This window comes from Streptomyces sp. NRRL F-5650 (genome assembly GCF_000721365.1).
In the GTDB taxonomy this organism is placed as follows: domain Bacteria; phylum Actinomycetota; class Actinomycetes; order Streptomycetales; family Streptomycetaceae; genus Streptomyces; species Streptomyces ardesiacus.
The window spans coordinates 69,914-95,221 of sequence record NZ_JOGV01000007.1 but is presented as its reverse complement, the minus strand read 5'-3'; the positions used below and the strand labels follow the sequence as shown (position 1 = coordinate 95,221).

The 25,308-nt window shown below is 71.9% G+C and carries 24 protein-coding genes; 7 read left to right on the top strand and 17 right to left on the bottom strand.

Going from position 1 to position 25,308, the window contains the following annotated elements:
• Positions 1-3: 3 nt before the first annotated feature.
• The 4 genes from IG88_RS0109375 to IG88_RS0109360 all read right to left on the bottom strand — a co-directional run bounded on the left by IG88_RS0109375 (position 4) and on the right by IG88_RS0109360 (position 4,677).
• Positions 4-861: an ABC transporter permease gene (locus IG88_RS0109375; RefSeq protein WP_031037352.1), complete on the bottom strand. Its 858-nt coding sequence runs from the start codon at positions 859-861 to the stop codon at positions 4-6.
• Positions 858-1,811 carry an ABC transporter permease gene (locus IG88_RS0109370; protein ID WP_031037349.1) on the bottom strand — a complete coding sequence of 318 codons (954 nt, stop codon included), beginning with the start codon at positions 1,809-1,811 and terminating at the stop codon, positions 858-860. Before IG88_RS0109370 ends, IG88_RS0109375 begins: the two co-directional genes overlap by 4 nt.
• A gap of 4 nt (positions 1,812-1,815) precedes the next feature.
• Positions 1,816-3,456, bottom strand: a complete 1,641-nt coding sequence (locus IG88_RS0109365) for an ABC transporter substrate-binding protein (RefSeq protein WP_031037347.1) — start codon at positions 3,454-3,456, stop codon at positions 1,816-1,818.
• A gap of 81 nt (positions 3,457-3,537) precedes the next feature.
• Positions 3,538-4,677 (bottom strand): C45 family autoproteolytic acyltransferase/hydolase, encoded by a 1,140-nt coding sequence (locus tag IG88_RS0109360; protein ID WP_031037344.1) that lies wholly within the window; start codon positions 4,675-4,677, stop codon positions 3,538-3,540.
• Positions 4,678-4,788: 111 nt separating this feature from the next.
• Here IG88_RS0109360 and IG88_RS0109355 point away from each other — a divergent pair, with 111 nt between their 5' ends.
• Entirely contained in the window at positions 4,789-5,685 is an 897-nt protein-coding gene (locus tag IG88_RS0109355; RefSeq protein WP_031037341.1) for a MurR/RpiR family transcriptional regulator, read from the top strand.
• Positions 5,686-5,777: 92 nt separating this feature from the next.
• Here the strand turns inward: IG88_RS0109355 and IG88_RS0109350 are convergent, their stop codons facing one another.
• Positions 5,778-6,575, bottom strand: coding sequence for an alpha/beta fold hydrolase (locus IG88_RS0109350; protein ID WP_031037339.1), 798 nt, complete (start codon positions 6,573-6,575; stop codon positions 5,778-5,780).
• Between the two features lie 36 nt (positions 6,576-6,611).
• Here IG88_RS0109350 and IG88_RS0109345 point away from each other — a divergent pair, with 36 nt between their 5' ends.
• Positions 6,612-7,235: a TetR/AcrR family transcriptional regulator gene (locus IG88_RS0109345; protein ID WP_031037336.1), complete on the top strand. Its 624-nt coding sequence runs from the start codon at positions 6,612-6,614 to the stop codon at positions 7,233-7,235.
• A 94-nt stretch (positions 7,236-7,329) separates the two neighbouring features.
• Here the strand turns inward: IG88_RS0109345 and IG88_RS0109340 are convergent, their stop codons facing one another.
• Positions 7,330-7,956: a TetR/AcrR family transcriptional regulator gene (locus IG88_RS0109340; protein WP_031037334.1), complete on the bottom strand. Its 627-nt coding sequence runs from the start codon at positions 7,954-7,956 to the stop codon at positions 7,330-7,332.
• Between the two features lie 100 nt (positions 7,957-8,056).
• On the opposite strand from IG88_RS0109340, the gene IG88_RS0109335 reads away from it, so the two are divergent.
• Positions 8,057-8,710, top strand: a complete 654-nt coding sequence (locus IG88_RS0109335) for a CatB-related O-acetyltransferase (protein WP_031037331.1) — start codon at positions 8,057-8,059, stop codon at positions 8,708-8,710.
• Positions 8,711-8,771: 61 nt separating this feature from the next.
• Here IG88_RS0109335 and IG88_RS0109330 read toward each other — a convergent pair whose 3' ends face one another.
• From IG88_RS0109330 to IG88_RS0109320, 3 genes are all read right to left on the bottom strand, one after another.
• Positions 8,772-10,178: an aldehyde dehydrogenase (NADP(+)) gene (locus IG88_RS0109330; protein WP_031037328.1), complete on the bottom strand. Its 1,407-nt coding sequence runs from the start codon at positions 10,176-10,178 to the stop codon at positions 8,772-8,774.
• Between the two features lie 89 nt (positions 10,179-10,267).
• Complete coding sequence (locus IG88_RS0109325; RefSeq protein ID WP_051851848.1) at positions 10,268-10,966, bottom strand: GntR family transcriptional regulator; 699 nt, start codon at positions 10,964-10,966, stop codon at positions 10,268-10,270.
• Positions 10,967-11,077: 111 nt separating this feature from the next.
• Positions 11,078-11,938 carry a dihydrodipicolinate synthase family protein gene (locus IG88_RS0109320; protein WP_234332088.1) on the bottom strand — a complete coding sequence of 287 codons (861 nt, stop codon included), beginning with the start codon at positions 11,936-11,938 and terminating at the stop codon, positions 11,078-11,080.
• Positions 11,939-12,134: 196 nt separating this feature from the next.
• Between IG88_RS0109320 and IG88_RS0109315 the strand changes: the two genes are divergently transcribed.
• From IG88_RS0109315 to IG88_RS0109305, 3 genes are read left to right on the top strand one after another with little or no spacing between them, the layout of a single operon-like run.
• Complete coding sequence (locus IG88_RS0109315; protein WP_031037319.1) at positions 12,135-13,487, top strand: MFS transporter; 1,353 nt, start codon at positions 12,135-12,137, stop codon at positions 13,485-13,487.
• Positions 13,484-14,491 carry a dihydroxyacetone kinase subunit DhaK gene (locus IG88_RS0109310; protein ID WP_031037316.1) on the top strand — a complete coding sequence of 336 codons (1,008 nt, stop codon included), beginning with the start codon at positions 13,484-13,486 and terminating at the stop codon, positions 14,489-14,491. Before IG88_RS0109315 ends, IG88_RS0109310 begins: the two co-directional genes overlap by 4 nt.
• Positions 14,488-15,129 carry a DAK2 domain-containing protein gene (locus IG88_RS0109305; protein ID WP_031037314.1) on the top strand — a complete coding sequence of 214 codons (642 nt, stop codon included), beginning with the start codon at positions 14,488-14,490 and terminating at the stop codon, positions 15,127-15,129. The genes IG88_RS0109310 and IG88_RS0109305 overlap by 4 nt, the downstream gene beginning before the upstream one ends.
• 54 nt (positions 15,130-15,183) lie before the next feature.
• On the opposite strand, the gene IG88_RS0109300 is transcribed toward IG88_RS0109305, so the two are convergent.
• From IG88_RS0109300 to IG88_RS0109275, 6 genes are all read right to left on the bottom strand, one after another.
• Positions 15,184-16,026, bottom strand: a complete 843-nt coding sequence (locus IG88_RS0109300) for an alpha/beta fold hydrolase (protein ID WP_031037311.1) — start codon at positions 16,024-16,026, stop codon at positions 15,184-15,186.
• A gap of 4 nt (positions 16,027-16,030) precedes the next feature.
• Positions 16,031-16,648 (bottom strand): dihydrofolate reductase family protein, encoded by a 618-nt coding sequence (locus IG88_RS0109295; RefSeq protein WP_031037306.1) that lies wholly within the window; start codon positions 16,646-16,648, stop codon positions 16,031-16,033.
• Positions 16,649-17,072: 424 nt separating this feature from the next.
• Positions 17,073-17,969, bottom strand: coding sequence for a nucleoside hydrolase (locus IG88_RS0109290; RefSeq protein WP_031037303.1), 897 nt, complete (start codon positions 17,967-17,969; stop codon positions 17,073-17,075).
• Positions 17,970-17,992: 23 nt separating this feature from the next.
• Positions 17,993-18,853 carry a carbohydrate ABC transporter permease gene (locus tag IG88_RS0109285; RefSeq protein ID WP_051851847.1) on the bottom strand — a complete coding sequence of 287 codons (861 nt, stop codon included), beginning with the start codon at positions 18,851-18,853 and terminating at the stop codon, positions 17,993-17,995.
• A 2-nt stretch (positions 18,854-18,855) separates the two neighbouring features.
• Complete coding sequence (locus IG88_RS0109280; RefSeq protein ID WP_051851846.1) at positions 18,856-19,797, bottom strand: carbohydrate ABC transporter permease; 942 nt, start codon at positions 19,795-19,797, stop codon at positions 18,856-18,858.
• A complete protein-coding gene (locus IG88_RS0109275; protein ID WP_158853862.1) occupies positions 19,794-21,107 on the bottom strand; it encodes an ABC transporter substrate-binding protein in 1,314 nt (437 codons plus the stop codon). Before IG88_RS0109275 ends, IG88_RS0109280 begins: the two co-directional genes overlap by 4 nt.
• Before the next feature lie 223 nt (positions 21,108-21,330).
• Between IG88_RS0109275 and IG88_RS0109270 the strand changes: the two genes are divergently transcribed.
• Positions 21,331-22,341 carry a LacI family DNA-binding transcriptional regulator gene (locus IG88_RS0109270; RefSeq protein WP_063760603.1) on the top strand — a complete coding sequence of 337 codons (1,011 nt, stop codon included), beginning with the start codon at positions 21,331-21,333 and terminating at the stop codon, positions 22,339-22,341.
• 114 nt (positions 22,342-22,455) lie between these two features.
• Here IG88_RS0109270 and IG88_RS0109265 read toward each other — a convergent pair whose 3' ends face one another.
• On the bottom strand, positions 22,456-23,766 hold the full coding sequence (locus IG88_RS0109265; protein WP_031037288.1) for a phytase: 1,311 nt from the start codon (positions 23,764-23,766) through the stop codon (positions 22,456-22,458).
• Between the two features lie 197 nt (positions 23,767-23,963).
• Positions 23,964-25,085 (bottom strand): FAD-dependent oxidoreductase, encoded by a 1,122-nt coding sequence (locus tag IG88_RS0109260; protein ID WP_031037286.1) that lies wholly within the window; start codon positions 25,083-25,085, stop codon positions 23,964-23,966.
• Positions 25,086-25,308: the final 223 nt, after the last annotated feature.

Here is a 25,308-nt window from a genome sequence, read left to right as displayed (position 1 = left end):
CGGCTACCTCCTGGTTCCGAGCCGGTCGGCGAGGTGCACCCCGGCGACGTTGAAGGCCACGACGACGGCGGCGACGGCGGTGCCGGGCACCAGCGCGGGCAGCAACGCGCCCTGCACGATGGCCGACTGCCCCTCCTGCACCATCAGTCCCCAGTCGGAGCTGGGCGGCTGCGTGCCGAAGCCGAGGTAACTGAGGGTGGCCAGGCTCATCAGGGCCTCGCCGAAGAGGACCACCAGGTATCCGGCGATCGACCGGGCGAGGTTGGGCACGAGGTGGCGTACGCAGATCCGTGCGCCGCCCATGCCCTGCACCCGGTAGGCGTCGATGTAGGGCTTGGCGCGCTCGGTCAGGGCCACGCTGCGGGTGTACTTGGCGATGGTGGGCGCGAAGGCCAGGCCGAGGCCGAGCACCGAGGTGGTCATGCCGGTGCCGAAGACGGCGATGATCAGGACGACGAACAGCAGCCCGGGGAAGGCGTACATCACGTCGGTCAGACGGGAGACGAAGGCGTCGATCCAGCCGCCCCGCCAAGCGGCCAGGGTGCCCAGGCTCACGCCGATGACGGCGGCGAGCGCCAGCAGCAGCACGGGAGCGACGAGACTGGTGCGCGCGCCGTACAGCACGCGGGACAGCAGGTCCTGGCCGGAGGCGTCGGTGCCGAGCAGGTGCTCGCCACTGGTGCCGACCAGGGAGGACGACAGGTCGACGGCGTCGGGGGCGTACGGCGCGAGCAGCGGGGCCAGCACGGCGGCGAGCACGACCAGGGCGAGGAAGCCGGTGGCGACGAGCGCGGCGACCGGGCGCCGGGCGCGCCGTACGGTCCGGGCCGGTGCGGGGGCGTCTGCGGGTACGACGGTCATGCGGCGCTCCTTGCGGACTTCAGGCGCGGGTCGAGCAGCGGGTGCGCGAGGTCCACGAGGGTGGTGACCACGACGTAGCAGGTGACCATGAGCAGGAGGACTGCCTGGGCGACGGGGAAGTCGTGGCTGTTGATGGCGCCGACGAGCAGGGAGCCGATGCCGCTGAGGCCGAAGACGGTCTCGATGGCCACGGTGCCGGCGAGCATGCCGGCGGTGACCAGACCGCACATGGTGACGATCGGGCCGAGGGCGTTGCGCAGCACGTGGCGTCGGACGATCTCGCGCTCGGGCAGGCCCGAGGAACGGGCCGCGGCGACGTGGTCGGCTCCGTCGGCGTCGACGACGGCCTGCCGGGTGACCCGGCTGACGACGGCGAGCGCGCCCAGGGCCATGGCGACGGCGGGCAGGGTGAGGTGGTGCAGGGTGCCGGCCAGTCCTTCCCCGCTGCCGGTGACGGGGAACCAGCCCAGTTGCACGCCGAACAGCGCCACCAGGGCGATGCCGCCGACGAAGGAGGGTACGGACGCGGCGAGGGTGGTGGCGCCCACGACGGCCGAGTCGATCCAGCGGCCCCGGTTGAGCGCGGCGAGCGCGCCGGCGCCCACGCCCAGGACCACGAAGAGGACGGTGGCGTAGGCGACGAGCTCCAGGGTGGTGGGGAAACGGGCGGCGAGCAGGTCCGCGACCTCGTCGCCGTACTGGAAGGAGCGTCCCAGGTCCAGGTGGAGGCAGTCCCACAGCCAGCGTCCGTACTGGACGACCAGGGGCTCGTCCAGGTGGTACTGCTCGCGTACGGCGGCCAGGCGCTCGGGGGTGAGGGTGTCGCGCCCGCCCGCCAGGAAGACCGCGGGATCGCCGGGGGCGGCGTAGATCGCGGCGAAGATGACGAACGACGACGCCAGGAGGGTCGCGAGGAGGCCGGCGAGCCGTCTGCCGATACGGATGACCATGAGCTCAGCCCTTCTTCGCACCGAGCGACGCGGCCCACGGGTGGTAGAGGTACGCCATCGAGGCCGGCGGGCCGGTGAGCTTGTCGCTGAGGGCGAGGGCGGTGGGAGTCTGCGCCACGGGGATCCACACGGCGGCGGCGGCGAACCGACGCTGGATGTCCACGACCAGTTCGGCGCGCTCTGCGTCGTCGAGTGTCCGCTTGGCCTGTTCGACCTTCGCGTCGTAGGCGGCGCTGTGGAATCCGACCCAGTTGTTGGAGTCGTCGGACACGCCGTTGTCGTAGAAGCCGATGGGGTCGCTCTTGGAGATGTACCAGTCGGCGACCAGGACGTCGATGTCGGCGCGGGCGGCCTTGTCACCGTAGAACTCTCCGTACTCGGCGGAGGGCACGGTCTTGATCCGGGCCTTGAGGCCGATCTGCTGGAGCGCGGCGCGTACGCCGTTGGCGATGACGAGGCGTCCCTGGGTGCTGTCGGTGCCGATGACGACCGGCCCGTCCGGCTTGTGCTCGGCCTTCCGGACGAGTTCCTTGGCCTGGGCGATGTCGGCGGCGGTGGGTGAGGCCGGGGCGCCGGTCAGCTTCTCCTGTGCGGCGGTGAACACGGACTTCTCGTAGCCCCAGGCGCCGGAACCGACCGGAGTGGCCCACGGCTGGGCCAGGCCGCCGTAGCCGGACTTGGCGATGCCGGCGCGGTCGAGGCTCAGGGAGAGGGCCTTGCGGATGTCGGGGTCGGCCAGTCCGCCGCGCTCGGTGGGGATGAGGTCGAGGGTCGCGGTGCTGGGTCCGAAGTGCAGGTCGATGCCCTTCTTGCCGTCGAGCGCGGCGGCCGTGCCGACGGAGTCGGTGTAGGCGCCGTCGGCCGCCCCGGTGCGCAGGGCGTTGACCATGGCGCTGTCCTCGGCCCAGCGGAAGACGACCTTTCCGGTCAGTGGCTTGTCGCCCCAGTAGCCGTCGTAGCGCTCCAGGGTGACGGAGTCGCCGGACTTCCAGGAGGCGAGCCGGTAGGGTCCGCTGCACGCGTCGGCCTGGCCCGGCGTGCCGAAGTCCTCCCCCTGTTCCTGTACTCGCTTCTGCTGGTAGACGAGTCCGGCGTCGCCGGCGAGCGCCTTGGTGAACAGGGCGTCGGGCTCCTTGAACCGGACGGTGATCTCGTGGGCGCCGGTCTTCTTCATCGACGTCACGTTCTCGAACTCGTCGGCCTCGGACATGTCCGGGTCCGCGTGCCGGCGCAGGCTGAACAGCACGTCGTCGACGGTCATGGCGGAGCCGTCGTGGAAGGTGACGCCCTCGCGCACGGTCAGGACCAGGGTCTTGGCGTCCGGCCGGGCGGCCTTGTCGACGAGCCACGGCCGCACGGTCATGTCGGGCTGCAACTGGTACAGGCGCTCGCACACGTTGGTGAGCACGGTGCGGCCCGCGCTGCCGCCCTGGGTGTCGAGGTCCAGGGAGTCCGGCTCGTCCTCCAGCAGCCAGTCGACGCTGTCCACCGCACCGTTGGCCGCGGCCGTGGTCGGGGTGAGTTCCAACTGGGTCACGTCACGGGCCGTGCCCCCGGCCGGGCCGGTGTCGGCGCCGCTGCAGGCGGTGGCGAGAACCGTCATGCCCGCCAGCCCGAGGGCGGCGATCGAGGTCTTCAACTTCATACGGTGGCTCCTGGGCGGGAAGGGTGGTGCGGAGACTGCTCGTTTCTGTGGGGGCGGGGTCCCTGGCGGCCTTCGGCCGGCCTAGCGGGGGGCGTGGGGGCCGTCGTAGAGGTTCCAGGGCAGGTGCTGGTAGTCGCGGTCGCAGGGGGTGCCGGCGGTGGCGTGGTAGTCGCCGGAGGTCAGGTCGACGCAGGACGAGACGAGTGTCTGCCACTGCCGTACGGGAGACCTGCGCGGGTCGGGGTGGGTGCACAGGGACTCGGGGAAGCCGAGGTGGTCCGACATGGCGCTCTGGATGGTCTTGCGGGACTCGTCGGGGCCTGTGGAGTCGCGCAGCCGCCGCAGGCCCTGTTCGGCGCGGGGCACTCGGACCAGGGAGTCGGCGGCCAGCGGCCGGTAGTCGGCGGCGAGGGCGGCGGGGATGCCGGCCTGGTAGTGGTTGCCGTGCACCAGCAGACCGTCGGTGGGGTACATCCAGCGGTGTCCGGCCGGGGTGGTCTCCATGTCGATGGCGAAGCCTTCCCGGCAGGTGAGCAGCGCGTTCCCGGCGATGTGGGCACGGGTCCGGCTCAGCACGCGCAGGGCGTCGCTGATGTTGGACTGGTCCAGCACGCTGCGGCGGATCACTGTCTGCGGCAGACCGAGGGTGTCGTCGAAACGTCCGCCCAGTCCGTTGGCGTTGAGCGCGATGCCGGCCGAGTTCGCGCCCTGGCGGCCGATCTGACCGGCCTCGACCTGCATGACGAGGGTCGGCTTCGGGGGCTGGACGACGCGCAGCATCACCACGGTGCCGGCCACCGCGGCCCGCCAGTCCCAGTTCTGCCCGGCCCACACATGGCCGTCGCCGCTCGCCGGTCCGTAGGCCGCGAAGGAGGTGCAGCCCTCGGCGGCCTCCTCGTCCTCGGAGAGCCGGTTGAAGGTGGAGTCGTAGATGACCTCGCCGCGGGCGTTGAGCGCCAGTACGTCGAGCAGACCCACGCCCGCTCCGTCGGCTATCCCCTGCATCTCCTCGACCAGTTCCGGGGCGTGGTCGCGCACCGGCTCCAGCCAGAGCCGGGCGCGGGCCGTGACCTGCTCCCAGGTCAGGCCGGACGCCTCGCCGAAGGCTTCGGCGTAGTAACCGACGGCCTCCCCGATGCGGGAGCGCACCGCTTCGCCGTACTGCCGTCCGCGTTCCGCCGGTGTTCCGGAGATCTCTATGACCGGCAGGGCGTGGGGCATGACAGGACTCCTCGGGAGGCAACGGTGCTGTAACATCCATTCCAAAGATGAACATCATTGGAACAAGTTGCTCAGAGCGTAACCAGGAAACCGAGTAAGTCAAGAGGCGTAATGGATGTTCCAGAAGCCGGCAGTGTGGGTCCGGGCGGGCTGGCCCGCCTGCGGACCGCGATCCGAGATCTGTGGGAGGAACTCTCCGCGTCCGAGCGCACCGTCGCCCAGTACCTCGCGAGTGCGCCCGCGGAGCACATCATGTTCGCCAGTGCCCAGCAGTTGGGCACCGCCAGCGGCACCAGCAACGCCACCGTCGTCCGCGCCCTGCAGCACCTGGGGTACGCCGGGCTCCCGGCCCTCAAGAGGGAGCTGGCCGCGGACTTCACCGCCTCACAGGCGCCCGAGGTCCGGCTCAAGCAGCGCATCTCCCACGTGGGCCAGGACCTGGAGAGCATCTGGGGCGACGTGTTCGACGAGGCGCAGGAGCGCATCGAGCAGGCCAGGCGTCTGACCGGCACGAAGACCTTCGAACGGGCCGTCGAAGCACTGGCCTCGGCCCGTGAGGTCCTCTGCTACGGCGTCGCCGCGTGCGAGTTCGGGGCCCGCCACCTCGCCCTGTCCCTGGGCCGGCTGGGGCGCCGCTCCCGGTTCAGCGGGGCCACCGGGTTCGCCTTCGCCGACGATCTGCTGCCGCTGTCGCGGGGTGACGCGGTGGTCGCCTTCCAGCCGGCCAGGCACCTGCACGAACTGACCGTGCTGGTGGAACGGGCGCGAGCGGTGGGAGCCGCCATCGTCCTGATCACCGACGAGCTCGGTGAGACCTTCGGCGACCGAGTCGACGCCGTACTCACCGCGCCGCACACCCCCACCGGCAACACCAACGAGTCCCTGACCGGGCTCCTGGTCGCCGACGCCCTGCTGCTGGCCATGACCACCCTGGACGAGACACGCGCCGTCGAGCACTCCCACCAGCTCACGACACTGCGGGAGCGGCTCGTCCCGCCCCAGCGGTGATTCCCGGGCCCCGGGGCGCTGACGCCCCGGGGCGACGCAGTCCGCGCAGCCCGAGCCGGCGGGGGCGCGTTGGCATGGGTGCCCCTTGCCCCTCAGACGGCGGCGAGCTTGTTGAGCAGGTCTCCAAGCTCTGCCGGCGCCTGAAGGTGGGCCAAGTGGCCCTGACCGGGGAGCTCGTGGACTGCCGCGTGAGCGATGTGCTGCCGCACGTCGTCGAACGACGTTCCGTAGGGGGCTGTTCCGCGGTTGCACTGGCCGATGATCAGGTCGACCTGATCCGCCTGTCGCGCCATCACGTCCGGCGGCGGCGCCGTGTTGAGGGCGCCGAGTTCGGCGTACAGCGGTCCGCTCAGGCGACGCAGGACCGCCCAACCGCGACGATCGGCCCGGAGGTCCTCGACATGCGCGGCGGAGAATCCGGAGATCTGCCGATTGACGATCTCGACGCAGCGATCCCAGTCTGCGGCCCCCTCTGCCGTCTTCAGGTCCGGCAGTGCATGGCTCCCGAACGGCCGCATCACCGGCTCGTAGGCGATCACCTGGGGAACCGGGCGATCGTTGGCGGCCAGCAAGGTGATCAAGCCGCCGTAGCTCCAGCCGAAGAGGGACCTCGTGCCGTCGAACTCGTCGAGGACCACGCCGAGGTCCTCGACCTCGGTCCGCAGTGAGTACGAGTCGGTCAACGGACCCGAGGGAGCACGCCCCCGACGGTTGACGACCACCACTGAGGGCCAGGCGTCGACGGCGCCCGCGACACGGCGCCATGAATGCGCGTCACTCATCACGCCCGGGACGACGACGAGGCCCGGGGCGCCCGGCTCGCCGTAGACATCGACCGTGACCCAGCTCTCCCCGCCCACCGGCAGCTTCTTCTGAATCGTTCGCTCCATAAAACCATTATGGAGCGAACGATCTACAATGCAAGGGTGACCGAACGCACCCGTGGACGCCCCCGCACCTTCGACCGTGACCGTGCGGTCCTTGACGCGGCTCGCCTCTTCTGGCGACGCGGCTACTCCGGCACCTCGACCCGCGCCCTGACCGCGGCCCTCGGGCTTTCCACCTCCAGCCTCTATGCCGCCTTCGGCAGCAAGGCCGGGCTGTTCGAGGAAGCGGTGCGGACCTACGCCGAGCGCTACCGCGAGATCTACCAGCAAGCCGTCGGCGAGAAGGACATCCCGACGGTCGTCGAACGCGTCCTCCTCGACTCGGTCCACGAGTTCACCCAGCCGAGCGACACGCATCCCGGATGCCTCATCAGCAGCGCCGTGATGACCGACAGCACGAGCACGCTCGACACCAGCGCCTACATCGCCGAACTGCACCGCTCGAACGAGCAGGCGCTCTTCGGGCGCATCGAACGCGCGGTCCGGGACGGGCAACTGGCCGCGGGCACCGACCCAGCAGCCCTGACCGGGCTCGTCCAATCCGTCTGGCACGGCTTGTCGGTGCGATCCAACGGCGACACGCCTCGCGAGGACCTGCTCGCGACGGCACGACTTGCCCACCGGATGATCTGCCGACAACTCACGTCACCGCCGCGGGCATAAGCCGGGGCACCCGTTCTTGGCCATGCGGCCCCCGTAGGACGCGGGCCGGATCTCCGGCCGGCCGTCGTCGTCCGGCCTTCCACCCCGGGATCCGCTACGCGCCCTCTTCCCGACGGACGCGGAAGGCGCCCGCGGCAGCGGCCAGGACGGCCGCCTCCGCGGCCCGTTCCGGGAGTTCCGGGTCCGGAGTGTCACGCAGGAGCACGAGCCGGTGGTAGAGCGGCGCCGTGGCGGCGATCAACAGGCTCCGCGCGTCCGTGTGCTGCGCGGGGAGTTCGCCTCGCTCGACGGCGTGCTCGACGAGGATCTCGCACTGGGCGTACCGGTCCGCCCACAGCCGTGTCTGGGCCCGCGAGGCCTGTTCGGAGTGGAACGAGGCGGCCATCAGGGCGAGGGCGAGCGACGGCTGTACGACCAGCGATTCCTGGATCTCCCGATTGAGGGCTGTCAGATCGCCGCGCAGGGAGCCGGTGTCCGGCGGCTGCCAGTCGACTTCCCCGGCGGCGTCGATGACGTCGACGAGGAGGCCGCCGACGTCGCGCCACCGCCGGTAGACCGTGGCCCGGTGCACCCCGGCCCGCGTCGCGACGCCCTCCATCGTGAGTCCTTCGTGACCGCGTTCAGCGAGTTCGGCTCGTACTGCATCCAGAACCTGGGCGCGGATCCGGGCGGTGCGACCGCCCGGACGGCGGTCCGACGTCGTGTCCAGTGGGTCTGTCATCGGCAATCAGTATCCGGTTGATCAAGGCGGCAGGGCCGTGCCAGCATCTTAACGCGACAGTCGTCGCACTAGGTCCCGCCAGAGAGGAACCGCCTCCGCGATGCAGCTCGTCCCCGCCGACCCCACCGTGCTCCACCCGATGCCCGAGCACCCGCGCGTGGTTCTGCTCAAGCCGCTGGTGACGTCGCCGTTGATCGAGGTCGGTGACTTCACCTACTACGACGATCCGGACGACCCGACCGCATTCGAGACGCGCAATGTTCTCTACCACTACGGTCCCGAGCGGCTGGTCATCGGCAAGTACTGCGCGTTGGGGACGGGCACCCGGTTCATCATGAACGGTGCCAACCACCGCATGGACGGCCCGTCCACGTTCCCGTTTCCCACGATGGGGGGCTCCTGGACGGAGCACTTCGATCTGATCACCGACCTGCCCGGCCGGGGCGACACGGTCGTCGGCAACGACGTGTGGTTCGGCCACGGCGCCACGGTCATGCCCGGTGCGCGCATCGGTCACGGCGCGGTCGTCGCCGCCGGCGCCGTGGTCACCGGCGACGTCCCCGACTACGCGATCGTCGGTGGCAACCCCGCCCGGCTCATCCGCACCCGCTACGACGCCGACGACATCGCCCGGCTTCTCGCAGTGGCGTGGTGGGACTGGCCCGTGCGGCACATCACCAGACACGTACGGACGATCATGTCGGGGACCGTCGCCGACCTGGAGGAGGCCGCCGCACAGACCGACCAGTACTGACACCGCGTCTTCGCGCCCAGCCACGGCGCCCACCATCGAGCCGCGACACCGCCCCCCTGGCCTACCGGTCCCGGATCTCCGCCGGCAGGGCCTGCTGCGGGACGTTCTGGTAGGCCACCGGGCGGCGGAAGCGGTTCACCGCCGCCGTGCCGACCGAGGTGGTGGTGGGGGCGGTGGACGCGGGCCAGGGACCGCCGTGGTGCTGGGCGTCGGTGACGGTGACTCCTGTGGGCCACTCGTTCCAGATGACGCGTCCGACGTGCCCGGCCAGGACGTCGAGCAGGCGCCGGCCGTCCTCGTCGAGTACGTGACCGCCCTGGACGGTGCCGGTCAGGGCACCGCCGAAGTCGGCGAGGACCGTCTCCACCTCCTCCGGACGGCCGTACTCCACGAGGAGCGCGGCGGGGCCGAAGACCTCCGTGGAGATGAGCGACGGGTCCGCACGGACCGCCTCGGTGGTGGTGCGCAGGAGCGCGATCTCCGGCAGGTCCGCACCCCGGCCGGTGCGCCGGGCCACGGTCACTCCGTCGCGGGCGGCGAGGTCGTCGAGCGCGGTCGCGTAGGCCGCGGCGATGCGGTCGCCGAGCATGGGGCCGGCCGTCAGGGGCGGCAGGGCCGCGAGGAAGGCGTCGGCGTCGGGGACGAAGACGACGCCGGGCTGGGTGCAGAACTGGCCGGATCCGAGAGTGAAGGAGGCGGCGAAGCCGGTGGCGATGTCCTCGGCGCGGTCGGACCAGCCCGCCGGGGTGACGACCACCGGGTTGGTCGAACCGAGTTCGCCGTAGAACGGGATGGGGTCGGGGCGCCCGGCGGCGAGTTGGAAGAGGTGCCGGCCGCCGCGCGTGGAGCCGGTGAAGCCGACGGCCTTGATGCGGGGGTCCCGTACGGCGTCGGCGCCCTCGCGCTCGCCCTCGACGAGCTGGAGCAGGTGGGCAGGTGCTCCGGCGGCGTCCAGGGCCGCCGTGGCGACGGACGCGGTGAGCCGGGAGAGTTCGGGGTGGCCGGGGTGGGCCTTGACGACGACGGGGCAGCCGGCCGCGAGGGCGCTGACGGTGTCGCCGCCCAGCACACTGAAGGCGAAGGGGAAGTTGCTCGCGGCGAAGACCAGGACGGGGCCGAGCGGCACGGTGGTGCGGCGGATGTCGGGACGGACTCCCATCGGCCAGTCCGGGTCGGCGTGGTCGACGCGGACGTCGTCCAGGGCGCCGGTGGCGAGGCGCTCGGCGAAGAGCCGGCACTGGAAGGTGGTGCGGGCGAGTTCACCGCTGAGGCGTGCCTCGGGCAGGTGCGATTCCCGTTGGGCGACGGGGACGAGGGTGTCTGCGGCGGCGTCGAGCGCGTCGGCGACTGCGGTCAGCAGGCGGGCGCGGTCCGCGGGCGGCACGGTGCGGGCGGGGCCGGCGGCGGCGGACGCCTGGGCCAGGACCGTGTCCAGGGACGGGGCGGTTGAGGGCAGGGTGGTGCTCATGAAGGGACCTCGTAACGGTCGACGGGTCGACGGGTCGACGTGGCGGTCCGTCGACCGCCGACCCGTCGGCATGTCGGTGTGTCGTCGGGTCAGGTGACGATGTCGTGGGACGCCATGTCGGCCAGCGTCCATTCCTCGACCTCGGCGAGGTGGACGGCGGCGGCCTCCTGGGCGGCCGCGATGTCGCGGGCGGCCATGGCGTCCAGGATTTCGAGGTGGCGCCGGGTGGAGCCCGCGAGGCGGTGCGGGCCGGTGGCGCCGAGGACCCGCAGCCAGTAGACGAACGGCTCGACCGACTCGCGGGCCGCGATCAGGCGGCTGTTGTCGGTGTGCGCGATGATCTCGTGGTGGATGCGGGTGTCGCTCGCGAAGAACGGCTCGTAGTCCCCGCGCTCGGCGGCGCGCAGCGCGGCGACGGCCTCTTCGCGCAGGTCGGTGATCTGTTCCAGGGGCATCGTCCGGGCGGCGACGCCGGTGGCCAGCCACTCCAGGCCCTTGCGGAGCTGGCACACCTCGTGGACGTCCTGGCGCGAGGGGCGGGTGACGAAGGTGCCGGAGCGGGGGCGGGTTTCCACGAGGCGGTCGTGCTCCAGGCGTACGAGCGTGTCGCGGACCGGGGTGCGGGAGACGCCGAACTCCTTCGCGATGGCCTGGGGGTCCATCCGGGAGCCGGGCGCGTACACACCGGTCGTGATCCGCTCGCACAGGATCGTGTAGAGCTGCTCGGAGATCGACTCCACCACCAGGGGCGTGGCGCCGCTGCGGCTACGGACGGAGGGGGTGGCCATGATCGCCCTTCTTCTCCAACGGTTGCTTGCTCCGACAGTCGCTCCGGCGCCGGCCGGGACGCGGCACCGGCGCCGGTGGCACACAGCATCTGATCGATCAGATGGGATCGGTCAGATCAGCCTAGCGGCTTCCAGGGCGGTGCGGATGCGCGCGCGCTCGGCGTCCGTGGCGGGCCGGAACGGGCGGCGCGGCAGACCGGCCGAGCGGCCCTGGAGCTCCAGGGCGGCCTTGATGGTGGCGGGCAGGTTCGGGGCGTCGATCGCCCGCCAGACGGTGAGGATCCGCTCGTGCAGCTCCAGCGCCTTGGCGTGGTCGCCCGCCTGGACGGCGTCCCACAGCTCGACGCTGAGGCGCGGCGTGACGGTGGGGATGGCGGCGAGGGCGCCGTGGGCGCCCATGACGAACGCCGGGTAGTGCAGGTCGTCGAGGGCGGCGAGCACGGTGAACCGGTCGCGCATGCGGTGCAGCAGGTCGGCGAGGAGGTGGATGTCGCCGCCGGACTGCTTGACGGCGGTGACCTGCGGGACGTCGCGCAGCAGCTCGATGGTGTCCACCGGGACCAGCGCCCAGGGCACCACGTTGTACAGCACGATCGGCAGGTCGGTGGCCTCGCCGATCTCGCGGTAGTGGGCGACGGTCTCCTCGGGCGAGGGGGCGAAGACGTAGTGCACCGGGGTGACCTGGAGTGCGTCGACGCCGGCTTCCTTCAGGGCGAGGGAGTAGCGCTTCGCCTGAGCGGTGGAATTCTGGATGACGCCGCCGATGACCGGAACTCGACCGTCGACCTCCTCGACGACGGTGGCGCAGATGGCGGCGCTCTCCTCCAGGGAGAGCGTCTGACCCTCGCCGGTGCTGCCGCAGGCGCAGATGGCGGTCACACCCTGGTCGAGGAGGAACTTGACCTCGCCGCGCAGCAGATCAAGGTTGACCTGGTCGTTCTCGTCGAACGGCGTGACAACGGTGGAAATCATCCCGCCGAGCTGGACGTCCTTCACGTGCGCCTCCGGGGTATTGCCGCAAGCAAGGTGCGGATGTAATGTCTGATGCATCAGATGCTAGCACGTGGTCCTGCCTCAGCAGAACCACCGCTTTCCGGACACGGCCTCTCTCCCCACACTGAGGGGAGGCCCGTCGTGTCGTCCGAGCCGCCATCGCAATGGAGCGAGCATGCCCCAACCGGCCGCTACACCCGCTTCCCGGGAGACCTCCCTGCGCAAGGTCGTCACGGCCAGCGCCCTGGGAACCACCGTCGAGTACTACGACTTCACGCTGTACGCGACCACCGCAGCACTGGTCTTCGACAAGATCTTCTTCCCCGACGCCTCGCCCCTGGTGGGTACCCTCGCCGCCTTCGCCACGTACTTCGTCGGGTACGCCGCCCGGCCGCTGGGCGGCATCCTCTTCGGCCACTTCGGCGACCGCCTCGGCCGCAAGAACGTCCTGGTCATCACCATGCTCATGATGGGCATCGGCACCTTCGCGATCGGTCTGCTGCCCTCCTACGACAGCATCGGCGTCGCGGCGCCGGTCCTGCTGGTCCTGATCCGGCTGGTCCAGGGCCTCGGCATGGGCGGCGAGTACGGCGGCGGCGTCCTGATGGCCCTGGAGTACAGCCCCCGCTCCCGCCAGGGCTTCTTCACCTCACTGGTCCACATCGGCACCCCGGCCGGTGTCCTGATCCCGGTGGGCCTGGTCACCCTCCTCGACTCCGCGCTGCCCTCGGGCGCCTACGACTCCTGGGCCTGGCGCCTGCCGTTCCTCGCCAGCATCCTCCTGGTCGGCGTCGGCATCTGGATGCGGCTGCACGTCACCGAGAGCCCCGAGTTCGTGAAGATGCGCGAGGACCGCGAGGTGCAGAGCCTGCCGGTGAAGCAGGTCCTCACCCGACAGCCGGCCACCGTCGTCTTCTCCGTGCTGGCCAAGATCGCCGAGAGCGGTCTGTTCAACATCTACTACGTGGTGGCCATCACGTATGTCACCACCGAACTCGACCTCGCCAAGGGGCCCGTCCTCCTCGCCGTACTCATCGCCTGCGCCGTCGAATGCTTCACGCTCCCCTATTTCGGCGCGCTCTCCGACCGCGTCGGCCGGCGCAGGGTGTACATCTTCGGAGCGGCCTTCCAGGCCGTCCTCGCCCTGCCCTTCTTCCTCCTGATCGAGACGGGCCAGTTCTGGGGCTACACCGTCGGCATGACCCTGGGACTCGGCGTCGGACACGCCGCCATGTACGGAGCGCAGGGCGCGCTGTTCGCCAACCTGTACCCGGTCAACGTCCGCTACACCGGCCTGTCCGTCACGCAGCAGATCGGCGCCACCCTCGGCGGCGGGCTCTCCCCGCTCATCGGCACCGCCCTGCTGTCCGTGGCCGGCGGCCACTGGTCGTGGCTGATCGCCTACTGCGTCGGGGTCGCCGTCCTCTCCGGTCTGGCCACCACCCGCCTGCGGGCGGGCGAGGCACCCGGCCCCGCCCTTCCCGCAACGGACCCCAGCCACCGCGTCGAAAGGACCCAGGTCTCGTGAACCGTCTGTTCCTTCCCTCCGAACAGCCCGTCGAGGAGGCCCTCAGCGGCCTGGCCCTGGCCCACCCGGGGCTGCTCACCCTCCACGAGGACCCGCTCTACGTGACCGCCCGGGAACGGCACCCCGCCCGGCGTGTCGGACTCGTCTCCGGCGGCGGCTCCGGCCACGAGCCGCTGCACACCGGTTTCGTCGGCGCCGGGATGCTGGACGCCGCCGCTCCCGGCCGTGTCTTCGCCTCCCCGCACAACCGGCAGATCTACGAGGCGTCCAAGGCCGTCGCGGGCCCGGCGGGCGTCCTGCACATCGTCAAGAACTACACCGGCGACCGCATCAACTTCGGCATCGCCGCCGAACGCCTGCGGGCCCTCGGCATCCCCGTCGCCCGCGTCCTGGTCGACGACGACCTCGCGACCGAGAGCGACGAGACCGCCACCGGCCGCCGCGGCACCGGCGCCACCGTGATCGTGGAGAAGCTCCTCGGCGGCGCCGCCGATTCCGGCGCCGGACTCGACGAACTGGCCGAGCTGGGCGCCCGGATCGCCGCCGCCTCCCGCAGCGTCGCCGTGGCCGGGCGCGCTCAGACCTCGCCCGCGCGGGGCGGGGAGGCGTTCCCGCTGCCGGCGGGCACGCTGGAGTACGGCGTCGGCATCCACGGCGAGCGTGCCGCGACCACCGTGGAGCATCCCGGCTTCGAGCAGCTCGTCGACCGCATGACGCACCAGGTCGCCGAGGCGCTGCCCGCCGCGGCCCGGTCCGTCCTGCTGCTCGTCAACGGCCTCGGGGCCACCACACTGCTGGAGCTGTACGCCGTCCATGCCCGGGTGTCCCGCTTGCTGGGCGAACGCGGCCTGGACGTGGCCGGCCGCCTGGTCGGCTCCTACGTGCCCGCGCTCGACATGAGCGGCTTCTCCCTCACCCTGACCGCCCTGCACGACGACTGGGCCGCCCACTGGCACGCGCCCGCCCGCACCGTCGCCTTCCCCGCACAGGAGGCCGTCCGATGACCACCGACCCGAGCCTCGTGCTGCGCACCTACGCCGACGCGGCACACACCGCCTACGAGACGCTCACCGCGCTGGACCAGCTCTCCGGCGACGGCGACTTCGGCGACAACCTCTGCGAGGGGCTCGACCGCGTCACCGGCGCCCTCGACGCCCATCCGGACGAGCCGCCCTACACCGTGGCCGCCGCCGTGTTCCTCGACGAGGTCGGCGGCACCAGCGGCCCCCTGATCGGCCTGCTCTTCCAGGAGCTGGCCCGGGCGCACGCGGCCTCTCCGGGCGAGGACGCGTGGCTCACCGGGGTGCGCGAGGGCCTGGCGGCGATCCAGCGCGTCGGCGAGGCCGAACCGGGCGACCGCACGATGGTCGACGCCCTCGTGCCCGCCCGGGACGCCCTGCAGTCGGGGGCCGACACCCGGGACGTGGCCGTGGCCGCCCTCGACGGCGCCCGGTCCACCGCCGCACTGCGCGCCCGCCGCGGACGTGCCTCCTACGTCGGCGAGCGCGCCGTCGGTCACCCCGACCCCGGCGCGCTCGGTGTCGCCCTGCTGTTCTGGGCCCGCGCACGGGCCGACGGCCGGGCACCGGGCGACCTCACGGACCACCTGCCCCACCTGCCGGACGAGGCGCCGCCGAACTGACCCTCGCGGCCCCTGCCGCATGGGGCCGAAGCCGCGAGCAGCACCTGCCGTCCTCTACCCGAGTGCGAGCATCGCCTCGGCGACCTCACCGACCGCCGCTTCGGGGATCGCGGTGGCGGCCTCCTCAAGGACGAGCAGCCGCGCCCCCGGGATCTCGCGTGCGATCGCCTCGCCATTGCCGACGGGGAAGAACGGGTCGCGGCGGCCGTGGACGACGAGCGTGGGGACGTCGATCCCGGGCAGGCGCTCGCGCCAGCGGGGTGTGCAGTCGAGCCTGGAGAACACCATGCCCATCTGGTTGGCCATCTGGACCGGGGGCGCGGTGCCGGGCGTACGGTCCCAGACACGCGCGGCGACGGCGCGCGCTGCGGCAGGGTCGTCGCCGAGGATCTCCGCGCTGTCGGCGGCGAACTCCGCGACGGCCTCGCGGTCGGTCCAATCCGGCATCGGAAGCGCGAACAGCCGCTTCATCGTCGCCTCGTCATGGTCGGGGAGGTCCTCGTCGGGCGGTCCAGGGGCAACCGCGCGGGTGCCGGCCAGGGTGAGCGCCGAGAACGCGTCCGGATGCTCCAGCGCGGCCACCTGGGCGACCATCCCGCCGACGCCGGTCCCCGCGAGGTGCTCGGGTCCCCCGCCGAGCGCGTCGGCGAGGGCCGCCGCGTCGGCGGCGAGATCGCGCAGGGTGTAGGCGGGCGCCTGGGGATCCGTCGTCGACGACTCGCCGCTGTCGCGCAGGTCGTAGCGCACCACGCGGCGTCCGCCCGCGGCGAGGCGCTCACAGAGCGCGTCGGGCCAGGAGAGCATCGTCGTCCCGCCCGCGAGCAGGAGAAGTGGCGCGTTGTCGTCACCGAACGACTCGATGCCCAGAGAGATCTCGTTGACATTGACAGTGGTCATCGGTTCACCGGAAGAGGTCGTAGGTCAGGTGGGTCGCGGTCGATGTCGGGATCACGCTCCGCTGCACCGGCGTGCGCGGCGCTTCGCCGGGGAACAGTGGTGTCCCGGCGCCCAGCAAGACGGGCGCGAGGTGCAGCGTCAGCGCGTCGACCAGCCCGGCCTCGAGCGCCGAGCCGATCGTGGAGCCGCCACCCATGAGGATGACGTCGAGGTCCGTGCCGCTGTCCGACGACGCCGCCGCGGCCCGCTCCCGCGCGGCGGCGACGGCGTCGTGCAGACCGGTCGTGACGAACGTCCAGTCGAGGCCGGCTGTCCGCACCGACTCGGGCGTCGAGCTCGTCACGACGACGAACGCGGGTCTGCCGACCTCGCCGGCGCCGTAGCCCGTCGTGTCGTCCCAGCCCTTCGGCCCGTCGACGACGTCGAAGAGGCGGCGGCCGAGGACGACGGCGCCCGAGCGGGCGGTCCCCTCGCGCAGGACCCGGCGGTCGGCGGGGTCGGCGGAGAACGCCCACCTGTGCAGGGCCTCGCCACCGGTACCCAGACCGTTGTCCGGGCCGGGGTCGGGCCCGGTGACGAAGCCGTCGAGGGAGACCGAGATGTCGGCGATGATTCGCGTCATGCCAGGGCAGACCCGAGCCGCTGCCCGAACTCATCGCTCACGCGTGAAGCGTGCGGCGGACCCGAACCGGACAGCGGTGACCGGAAGGGCTCCTCGCACGCGCCCGGGCCCAGAAGATCTGCGGGCCCCCGAGGCAGGGGGATGAAGCCCGCGGGGTCGGCACGAGTTCTGCCGTGCCATTGGGGGACCATCCCCGCTTGTGGGGAGAGCAGATTGATTGACTGCGCGTCGACGAGCCCGACACCGCCGAGGACGAAGCACAAGACGGTCAGGACGCCGACCCGACGTCCTGACCGTCGCCTGATGACGAGTGCCTGCCCGCCCGGGCGGAGTACCGGCGGCCGGTGGAGTACGGCCTGCGGGACGCTCCCCGCGCCCGCTCCCCCGCATCCGACCGTTCCCGGGCCGGGCCGGGAGCGTGTTGCTACCGGACCGTGGCCCCGGTTCCCGCGCGCTCGATGCGGGTGACGATCTCCTCGGCCACCTGGTCCAGGTCGGCGTCGACGACGAGGCGGACGTGGCCCGACCCGTCGCGGTGGAAGGTGGTGACGCCCTCGTCGTCGACGGTGACCGTGCCGGGTTCGGTGTCGTACAGGTCGGGGCGGAGCATCGACAGGGCGGTGATCGGGTCGTGCGGGACGCTCCAGCCTTCGCCGGTGAAACCGGTCCAGGCGTCGATCTCGCGGGCGAGAGCGGCACCGAAGGGACCGGCGGCACGGATGCGTTCGATGCCGTCGCGGCCGATGCGGACCCGGCGGGTGGTCTCGATGCCGGTGATCACGGTGGGGATGCCGGCGGCGAAGACGGCGCGGGCGGCGGTGATGTCACTGACGATGTTGTGCTCGGGCCCGGCGTCCGGTGCGAAGTGGCCGCCCATGAGGTACAGCGTCCGGACGGCCGCGGCGACGTCCGGCGCGTGGGCGAGCGCGCGGGCCAGGTTGGCCTGCGGGGCGATGCCCATGACGTCGAGCTCGCCGGGGCGGCCGAGGACGGCCTCGGCGAGGAAGCGGTCGGCGGGCACGTCGTCGCGTACGGGCTCCGTCTCCAGGTCCGTGAAGGCCCGGCCCTCGTGTCCCGCCCACCACACCTCCTTTCCCGAGAGGGTGTGCTCGGCGCCCGGCACCACGGTCAGCTCGTGCCCGGCCAGGGCGGCGAGGCGGTGGGTGAGGCGGGCACGCAGCAGCGTGTCGCCGTAGACGGTGGTGACGGCCTCGACGCGGACGTCGGCGGGCGAGCCGAGCAGCACGCCGAGCGCGAGGGCGTCGTCGACGTCGCTGCCGAGGTCGGTGTCGAGGAGGACGTGGTGGAGCGGGGTGGTCATGCGTGGGGTCCTTACTGGGGCCGTTACTTGAGGCCGCTGCTCGCGATGGACTGGGTGAAGTGGCGCTGCAGGCGCAGCAGGACGACCAGCGGGATGACGGTGAGGACCACGGCGGCCGCGAAGACCTGCCCGTAGTCGACGACCATCTGGCCCTGGAGCGTGCCGAGCGCGATGGGGCCGAGCTGCTTGGACGGTTCGGTGCCGATCAGCAGGGGCCACATGTACGACTGCCACTGGAAGGTGAAGAGGGTGAGGCCCGCGCCGATCAGGGCGGGCCGCGACAGCGGCAGGTGGATGCGCGTGAACACGCCCCACCAGCTCAGGCCGTCGATGCGGGCGGCCTCGACGAGTTCCTTCGGTACGGCGAGGAAGAACTGGCGCAGCAGGAAGACGGCGAGGCCGTTTCCGATGCCGGGCAGGATCAGGCCCGCGTACGTGTTTTGCAGGTCCCAGTCGCGGAACAGGGACGACAGCGGGATCGCGATCGCGTCGAACGGGATCATGAAGCTGAGCAGGATCACGGCGAACACGAGTCCCCGTCCCCGGAACTCGAAGACCGACAGGCCGAACGCGGCGCTCGCCGAGACCAGCAGGCCGAGCGCGACGGTGACGGCCGCGACCAGCACCGAGTTGAGCACGGCGCGCCCGAATTCGCCCTGGAACAGGGTGACGTAGTTGTGCAGCGTCGCGTCGGTGGGGACCAGGGAGCGCCAGGACAGCTCGTCGAGGCTTCCGAGGACCCGGGAGCCGGGGCGGAGGGAGCCCGCGAGGACCCACAGCAGCGGCAGCGCGAACAGCACGCCGATCACGACGGCGGCGATCGCCGGCATGTGCCGGGCCGGCCGGCGGCGGCCCGGGGCCGCGGAACGGTGCGGCGTTGTCATGGCTACTCCTCCCCCTTGCCCTGCATCAGCCGGTACTGGACGGCGACGACGGCCAGGGTGAGTGCGACGAGCAGCACCACCTCCGCCTGGGCGTAGTGGATGTCGCCGACGCTGTAGGCCCGGCGGAAGACGTCGTACATGAGCAGGTTGGTGGAGCCCTCGGGGCCGCCGCCGGTGAGTAGCTGGACCGGCGCGAACACCAGGAAGTTGGAGACGGTGTCGGCGACGAGGACGAAGGCCAGCGGTCGGCGCAGCAGGGGCAGCGTGACGTGCACGAACCGCTGCCACGCGTTCGCGCCGTCCATGGCGGCGGCGTCGTACGTCTCCTGCGGGATGTCCTGGAGACCCGCGATGAGGAAGGTCATCCAGTAACCGACGCCGACCCAGCTCATCAGCACGATCAGCGCGTACAGGGCCTGGGCCGGGCTGGTGAGGAACGGTTGCGAGGGCAGACCCAGGGCGCCGAGGAGCGCGTTGAGCGGGCCTTCGGGGCGGTACAGGATGCCGAAGATCACGGCGGAGACGGCGGGTGGCACCGCGATGGGCGCGAAGACGAGTGAGCGCCAGAAACGGACGCCCGCGAAGCGCCGGTTGAACAGGACGGCGAGGCCGAGCGCGCACAGCACCTGGAGCGGGTTGACGATCACGCTGAAGAGCAGGGTGACGCGCACGCTCTGCCAGAACTGCGGGTCGCCGAAGAGGTCGCCGTAGTTGTCGAGGCCGACGAAGCGGGTGACGCCGTCGACGAGGCTGTGGTGGCGCAGGCTGTCGAAGACCGCGAGTCCGGCGGGCAGCAGCCGCAGGACGAGCAGCGCGAGCAGCGCCGGAGCCAGGAAGGCGAGCGCGGTGCGGGCCTGGGAGCGGGAGCGGGTGCGGCTCCGCATCACGGGCTTCGGGCCGGTGGTGGGTCCGGGGGTGTCGGGGGGTCGGGTGGTGCTCTTCATCGCAGTCGCTCCCAGGTGCGCACCAGTTCGTCCGAGGCCCTGGCGAGCCGGGGCTCGGCGGGCGAGCCGTTGCGGATGTCGGAGAAGGCGGAGGCCAGGACGGTCTCGAACTGGGTGTAACCGATGGAGCGCGGGCGGCTGACGGCTGTGTGCTCCAGCTCGTGCCGCATGATCGTGGCGACTCCCTCGGTGGACTTCGTGGCCTGCTCGTCCAGGCGCGCGGCGTAGGCGTCGAAGGCGGCGCGGTGGGCCGGGATCAGCGGGGACGCGGCGACGGTGGCGAGGCTGCCCCCGGTGGTCAGCGAGGCGTACTCCATGAACTTCAGGCCCGTTTCCCGGCGGTGGCTGTACGGGTTGAGGCCCCAGGACCAGGAGTCGGTCGGTGTCACCGGACGGCCGCCGTCGAAGTACGGCTGCGGCGCGGTGCCCCAGGCGAAGTCCTTGAGTCCGGCGAAGGCGCCCAGGTTCCACGGGCCGCCGACGAAGAACGGCACCTTGCCGGTGGTGAAGAAGGATGCAAGCTGGAACGAGGTGACGCCGCGCGGCGAGAGGCCGTCCGCGAACAGGTCGTGGTACCAGCGCATCGCCTTCGCCCAGCCGTCCGTCGTGACGGCGGGCGAGAGCATGGCCTCGCCGGTGATGCCGGAGCCGCCGCCGAGGGACTCGACCAGCGGTTGCAGACCGTAGTACGCGTCCGTCTGCTCCAGGACCAGGGCGTACTCGCAGCCCGTCCGCTTCATGGCACGGCGCCCGGCGTCCAGGATCCTCTCCCAGGTCCAGCGTTCGGCGGGGTCCGCGGACGGGGCGCCGACACCTGCCTTCTTCAGCAGGTCCGCGTTGTAGAAGAGGTACTGGGTGGAGGTCCACACCGGGAGCGAGCGCAGGGTGCCGTCCCAGGAGCTGATCTCGTACTGCTCCTTCGTGACGGCCGCGCGGGCCCGCCGGGCCACGTCGTTCAGGTCGGTGAGGAAGCCGCGGGCGCTGAGGGCGGGGACGCGCGGCTGGTCGACGCAGTACACGTCGATGGCCGAGTCCTTCGCGGACAGCCTCAGCTGGAGGACGTCGTTGAGCTGTGCGGGCGGCACGGCCGTGTACGCGACCCGCAGCCCCGGGTGTGCCTTCTCGAAGCCCCGGATGACCGGCCGGAACGTCTCCGGGGTCTCGGGGCCGAGGAACCGCACGGTCCGCCCGGGGTCGCCGGACGCGTCGGAGGCGCATCCCGCCAGCGCCGCGCCGGGGACGGCGGCGAGCGCCGCGGCGAGCAGGGTTCTGCGGCCGAGGGGGCGCGCGGCGCCCGGTGAGCGGTTCATGGCGACCACTCTGCACCGCGCGGAGCCCCGGGAAGGGACGTTATGGCCATCACGCATCCAAATCGTTTTGCAAGACTGGGAACAAGAAGAGAGCAGACAGACTCAGGTGCACGGAACTGGGCGACACCTTGATGGCGAGCACGATACAAAACGTTTTGCGTTCTGGGTAGGGTGACACCGACCACGGCGCCGCACGGGCGCCACCGAGGACCGGGAGGCGAATGTGCACGGCTCGGGCCGCGTCAAGATCGTGGACGTGGCAGCCGCCGCCGGAGTCAGCGTGACGACGGTGTCCCATGTCATCAGTGGCCGTCGCCCGGTGTCGGCGGCCACCCGTGCCCGGGTCGAGGACGCGGTACGCCGCCTCGGTTACCAGGCCGACCCCTCGGCACGTGGCCTGCGCACCCAGCGCACCGACACCGTCGGGCTCGTCGTCCCGGACATCACCAACCCGTTCAACACCGAGCTGGCCGCCGGCGTCCAGGCCGTCGCGTACGCCCGCGGCCTCCTGACGGTGGTGTGCGAGGCACCCATGACGGACGGCCCGCGCCTCCCGGCCGTGCTGCGCCAGTTGACCGCGCGGCGGCTCGACGGGATCGTGCTCGGGCGCTTCGGCGCCCAGCGCGCGGACCTCGACCTGATCGCCGGTTCCGGGGCCCGCCTGGTCCGCCTCGGCACACGGATCGCCGACGGTCCCGGCGATGTGGTGCGCGGCGCCGAGACCGAGGGCATGCGGGACCTGGTCCGGTACCTCGCGGGTGAGCGAGGCTACCGCCGGATCGGCTTCATCGGCGGCGAGGCGGGCGTCGAGCCGGGCGGTGAGCGTTACGAGGGGTACCGGCAGGCGCTCGCCGAGGCGGGACGGACCGTGCCGGAGGACCTGACCGTGTGGACGGGCTTCACGCGGGAGGGAGGGCGGGCCGGGGCGGCCCTCCTCCTCGACGCCAGCGAGCCGCCGGACGCGGTGGTGTGCGCCAACGACCTCATCGCGATCGGGGCGCTGGACGTCGCGCGTGAACGGGGGGTCGACGTGCCGGGGCGGCTGGCCGTCACCGGCTACGACGACATCGACGCGGCGGCGATGGTCTCCCCCGCGCTCACGACGGTCGTCAACCCCGCGAGGGAGATCGGCCGTTCGGCGGCCCGGCTGCTCATCGACCGGCTCGACGGGGACAAGGGGCCCGCGCGGGAGGTCGTGCTGACGCACCAGGTGGTACGTCGCGCCTCGGCGTGAACCCGGCCCGCCCCGCAGGCGCCCCGCCGCGAGGCCCGCTCGGCCGCGCTCCTCGACCGGGTCGACCGGGTCGACGAGCGCGGCCCGGCAAAGCCCGGGCTGCCTCAGCGGCTGTCAGTCGTCGAGGGCTTCCAGGACGTCCCCGAGGTCGACGAACTTGAAGCCCGTGGCCTCCCTGTCGCCGTCCTCCGGGGCCATGTGGCCGTCCTGGACGACGAGCAGACCGTTCGGGTACCTGCTGCCGAGCGGCTCGGCGAGTGCGTCCGCGCCGTCGCACTCCTCGGAACCGTCCAGCGACTCGGAGGCGGCGCCCACCCGGAAACCGCCCTCGTACTCGTAGTCGTCGGACCGTTCGCGGTCGTAGGCGACGAAGGTGTCGTCGCCCTGGCTGGAGGCGAGCAGGTAACCGTCCCCGTCGTCCTGCCGCACCAGGGTCAGCCCCTCGACGTCCGCCGACACCCGGACACCTCCGAAGCCGGGGTCGTCACCCGCCACGCACTCGTCGGACGCCTGGTCGTACGTGGCCGGCACACCGTACTCGCGGACCTTGTCCTGCAGGACGGGGGTGCCTTTGAGATCGGCCCGCAGGCGCCAGATGCCCACGTCCTCCTGCCCGGCGAAGAGCGTGCCGGTCTCCGGGTCGACGACCATGCCCTCGACCTGCGGGCCTTCCCCGGGGTCACCGCAGGGGGACCACTTCGTGCCGTCGGGCATCGTGAAGGCGGCGGGCAGGTCCAGGGTGCGGACCTTCCGGTAGGACACCGTGCCACCGCGCGACGCGGTCAGCTCCAGGAGCGCGATGCGGGTGGTCGCGTTCTGGCTGACGAGCGCGTAGGCCCTGCCGGTCGAGGAGTCGGTGTACGTGGCCAGGCCGTAGGCGGTGCGCTCGTCGTTGACCTCTTCCTGCGAACCGGAGAAGATCCACGGCGCCGAGGGGTCGGTGACATCGGTGAGCGGCGCGTCCGGCCGGTCGCCGTCGACGCGGTAGATGCGCAGTCGGTCGCTGCCGCGGTCGCTGACGACCGCGAGGTCCGGGCGGCCGGGGCCGAAGGAGGTCCGGTGCACCAGGTCGACGTTGTTGAAGCGGCCGGGAGCGTCGTCCGCTCCCGGTGCCGCCGGTGCGGGGACCGACTGCACCTGCCGGGCGTCGAGGTCGTAGACCCGCAGGCCCCCTTCCTTGGCCGTCGCGATGACGAGGCTGGCGTCCGGATCGGCGGGGTTGCGCCAGATCGCCGGGTCGTCGGCGTTCGCGTTCCCGCCCTCGTCGTCGTCGAACAGCGGGGCGGTCTCGGCCCGGGGAACGACCTCGGGCAGCGCGGCGAGTGCCGAGGCTTCCGTCGAGGGAACGTGGGCGACGGCGGTGGTGAACACCAGGGTCGCTGCCACCGCGACGACACGGGAACAGTGTCTTGTGAAGACGTGCACGGACGGTCTCCTTCGTCAGGGAGCGGGCGGAACCGGCGCGCATCCGGCCTCCGGGTCGCGACCGCCCCGCCAGGGGGACGACGTCACATGATCGAGAACGCGGGCGGAGGGCGCGCGTCACCCCGGCGACCGTCCGGCGACGAATGCGTGGCCGCGGGATGAAGGGCCGCCCTCTCCTCCGGTGCTGCCGCTGGACGTCAGGACGACTGCACCTGGTCGAACAGCGCGAGGGCTTCGGCGGGGTCCGGGCTGACGAGGCGTTCCAGGCCGGCCGTCGTGATCTCGGCCCACCCGGCCGCCCGTGCCCACATCCGTTCCTCGAAGGCTCGGACGGTCTCGTCAAGGTCTTCGGGGCCGGTGGCGATGGACTCGGCGAGTTCGGCGCCTTCCAGCATGGCCAGGTTCGCGCCCGCACCCAGTGGGGGCATCAGGTGGGCGGCGTCGCCCAGGAGCGTCACCCCGGGGACATGGGTCCAGGTGTGGGACACGGGCAGGACGTAGAGGGGGCGGTGGACGAACGCGTCGCCGTGGCGGAGGAGTTCGAGGACCGGAGCGTCCCAGCCGTCGAACACGTCCAGCAGGCCCGAGCGCACTGCCTCGGCGTCGGACAGGTCCAGGTCCAGGTCCGTGTGCCAGTCCAGTGGTGCGCGGAACTGGGCGTACACCTTGACGTGGCCGCCGCTGTTGCGCTGGGCGACGAGAGCACGGTTCACGCCGTACACGGCGACGGAACCGTCGCCGATCAACCGTGCGAGGCCCGGGTGACGGGTGTCGACGGCGTCGAGGGAGGTCTCGACCGAGGTGACGCCGGTGTAGTGCGGCGTCACCGGCGAGACCGCGGGGCGGACCCGGGACCAGGCGCCGTCCGCTCCGACCACCAGGTCGAAGGTGTCCTGCCGCCCGTCCTCGAAGTGAACCCGTACGCCGTCCGCCCCGGGCACGACCCGCCTCACGCCCCGGCCCCACTGGACGTCGAGGGGGCCGAGCAGCAGGTCACGGAGTTGTCCGCGGTCGATCTCGGGATTGGCCCGGTCGTCAGGACGGGGACGCCAGTCGCGCAGGACGGTCCCGTGCACGTCCAGGATGCGCATGGCCTGGCCCTCGGGGCGGGACAGCGCCTGGAACTCCGCCAGCAGCCCCGTCTTGTCCAGCGCGAGTTGGCCCAGCCCTTGGTGCAGATCCAGCGTGCCGCCGGGAGGGCGCGCGTCAGGGGCGGGATCGCGTTCGAAGACGGTGACGGGGTGGCCGTGGCGGTGCAGGACACGGGCGAAGGTGAGGCCGGCGGGACCGCTCCCGACCACGGCGATACGTCGTCTCATGGCGATACACCGTACTGCTTCGCCACGGCATTGCTTCGCCACGGCCTGTCGAGCGCGACCGGCAGCGCGCCCACCGCCCTTATGTCACAAGGATGTTGGCCACGGGCCGCTTGACGGCACTGTCCAAGGCCGTCCACGACGGCCCCCGCGATGTTGCGCCACCCCGCGGTAAGCCTGCGGTACCTGCGGTACCTGCGGTGAGCAGACTCCGGTGACGCAACCT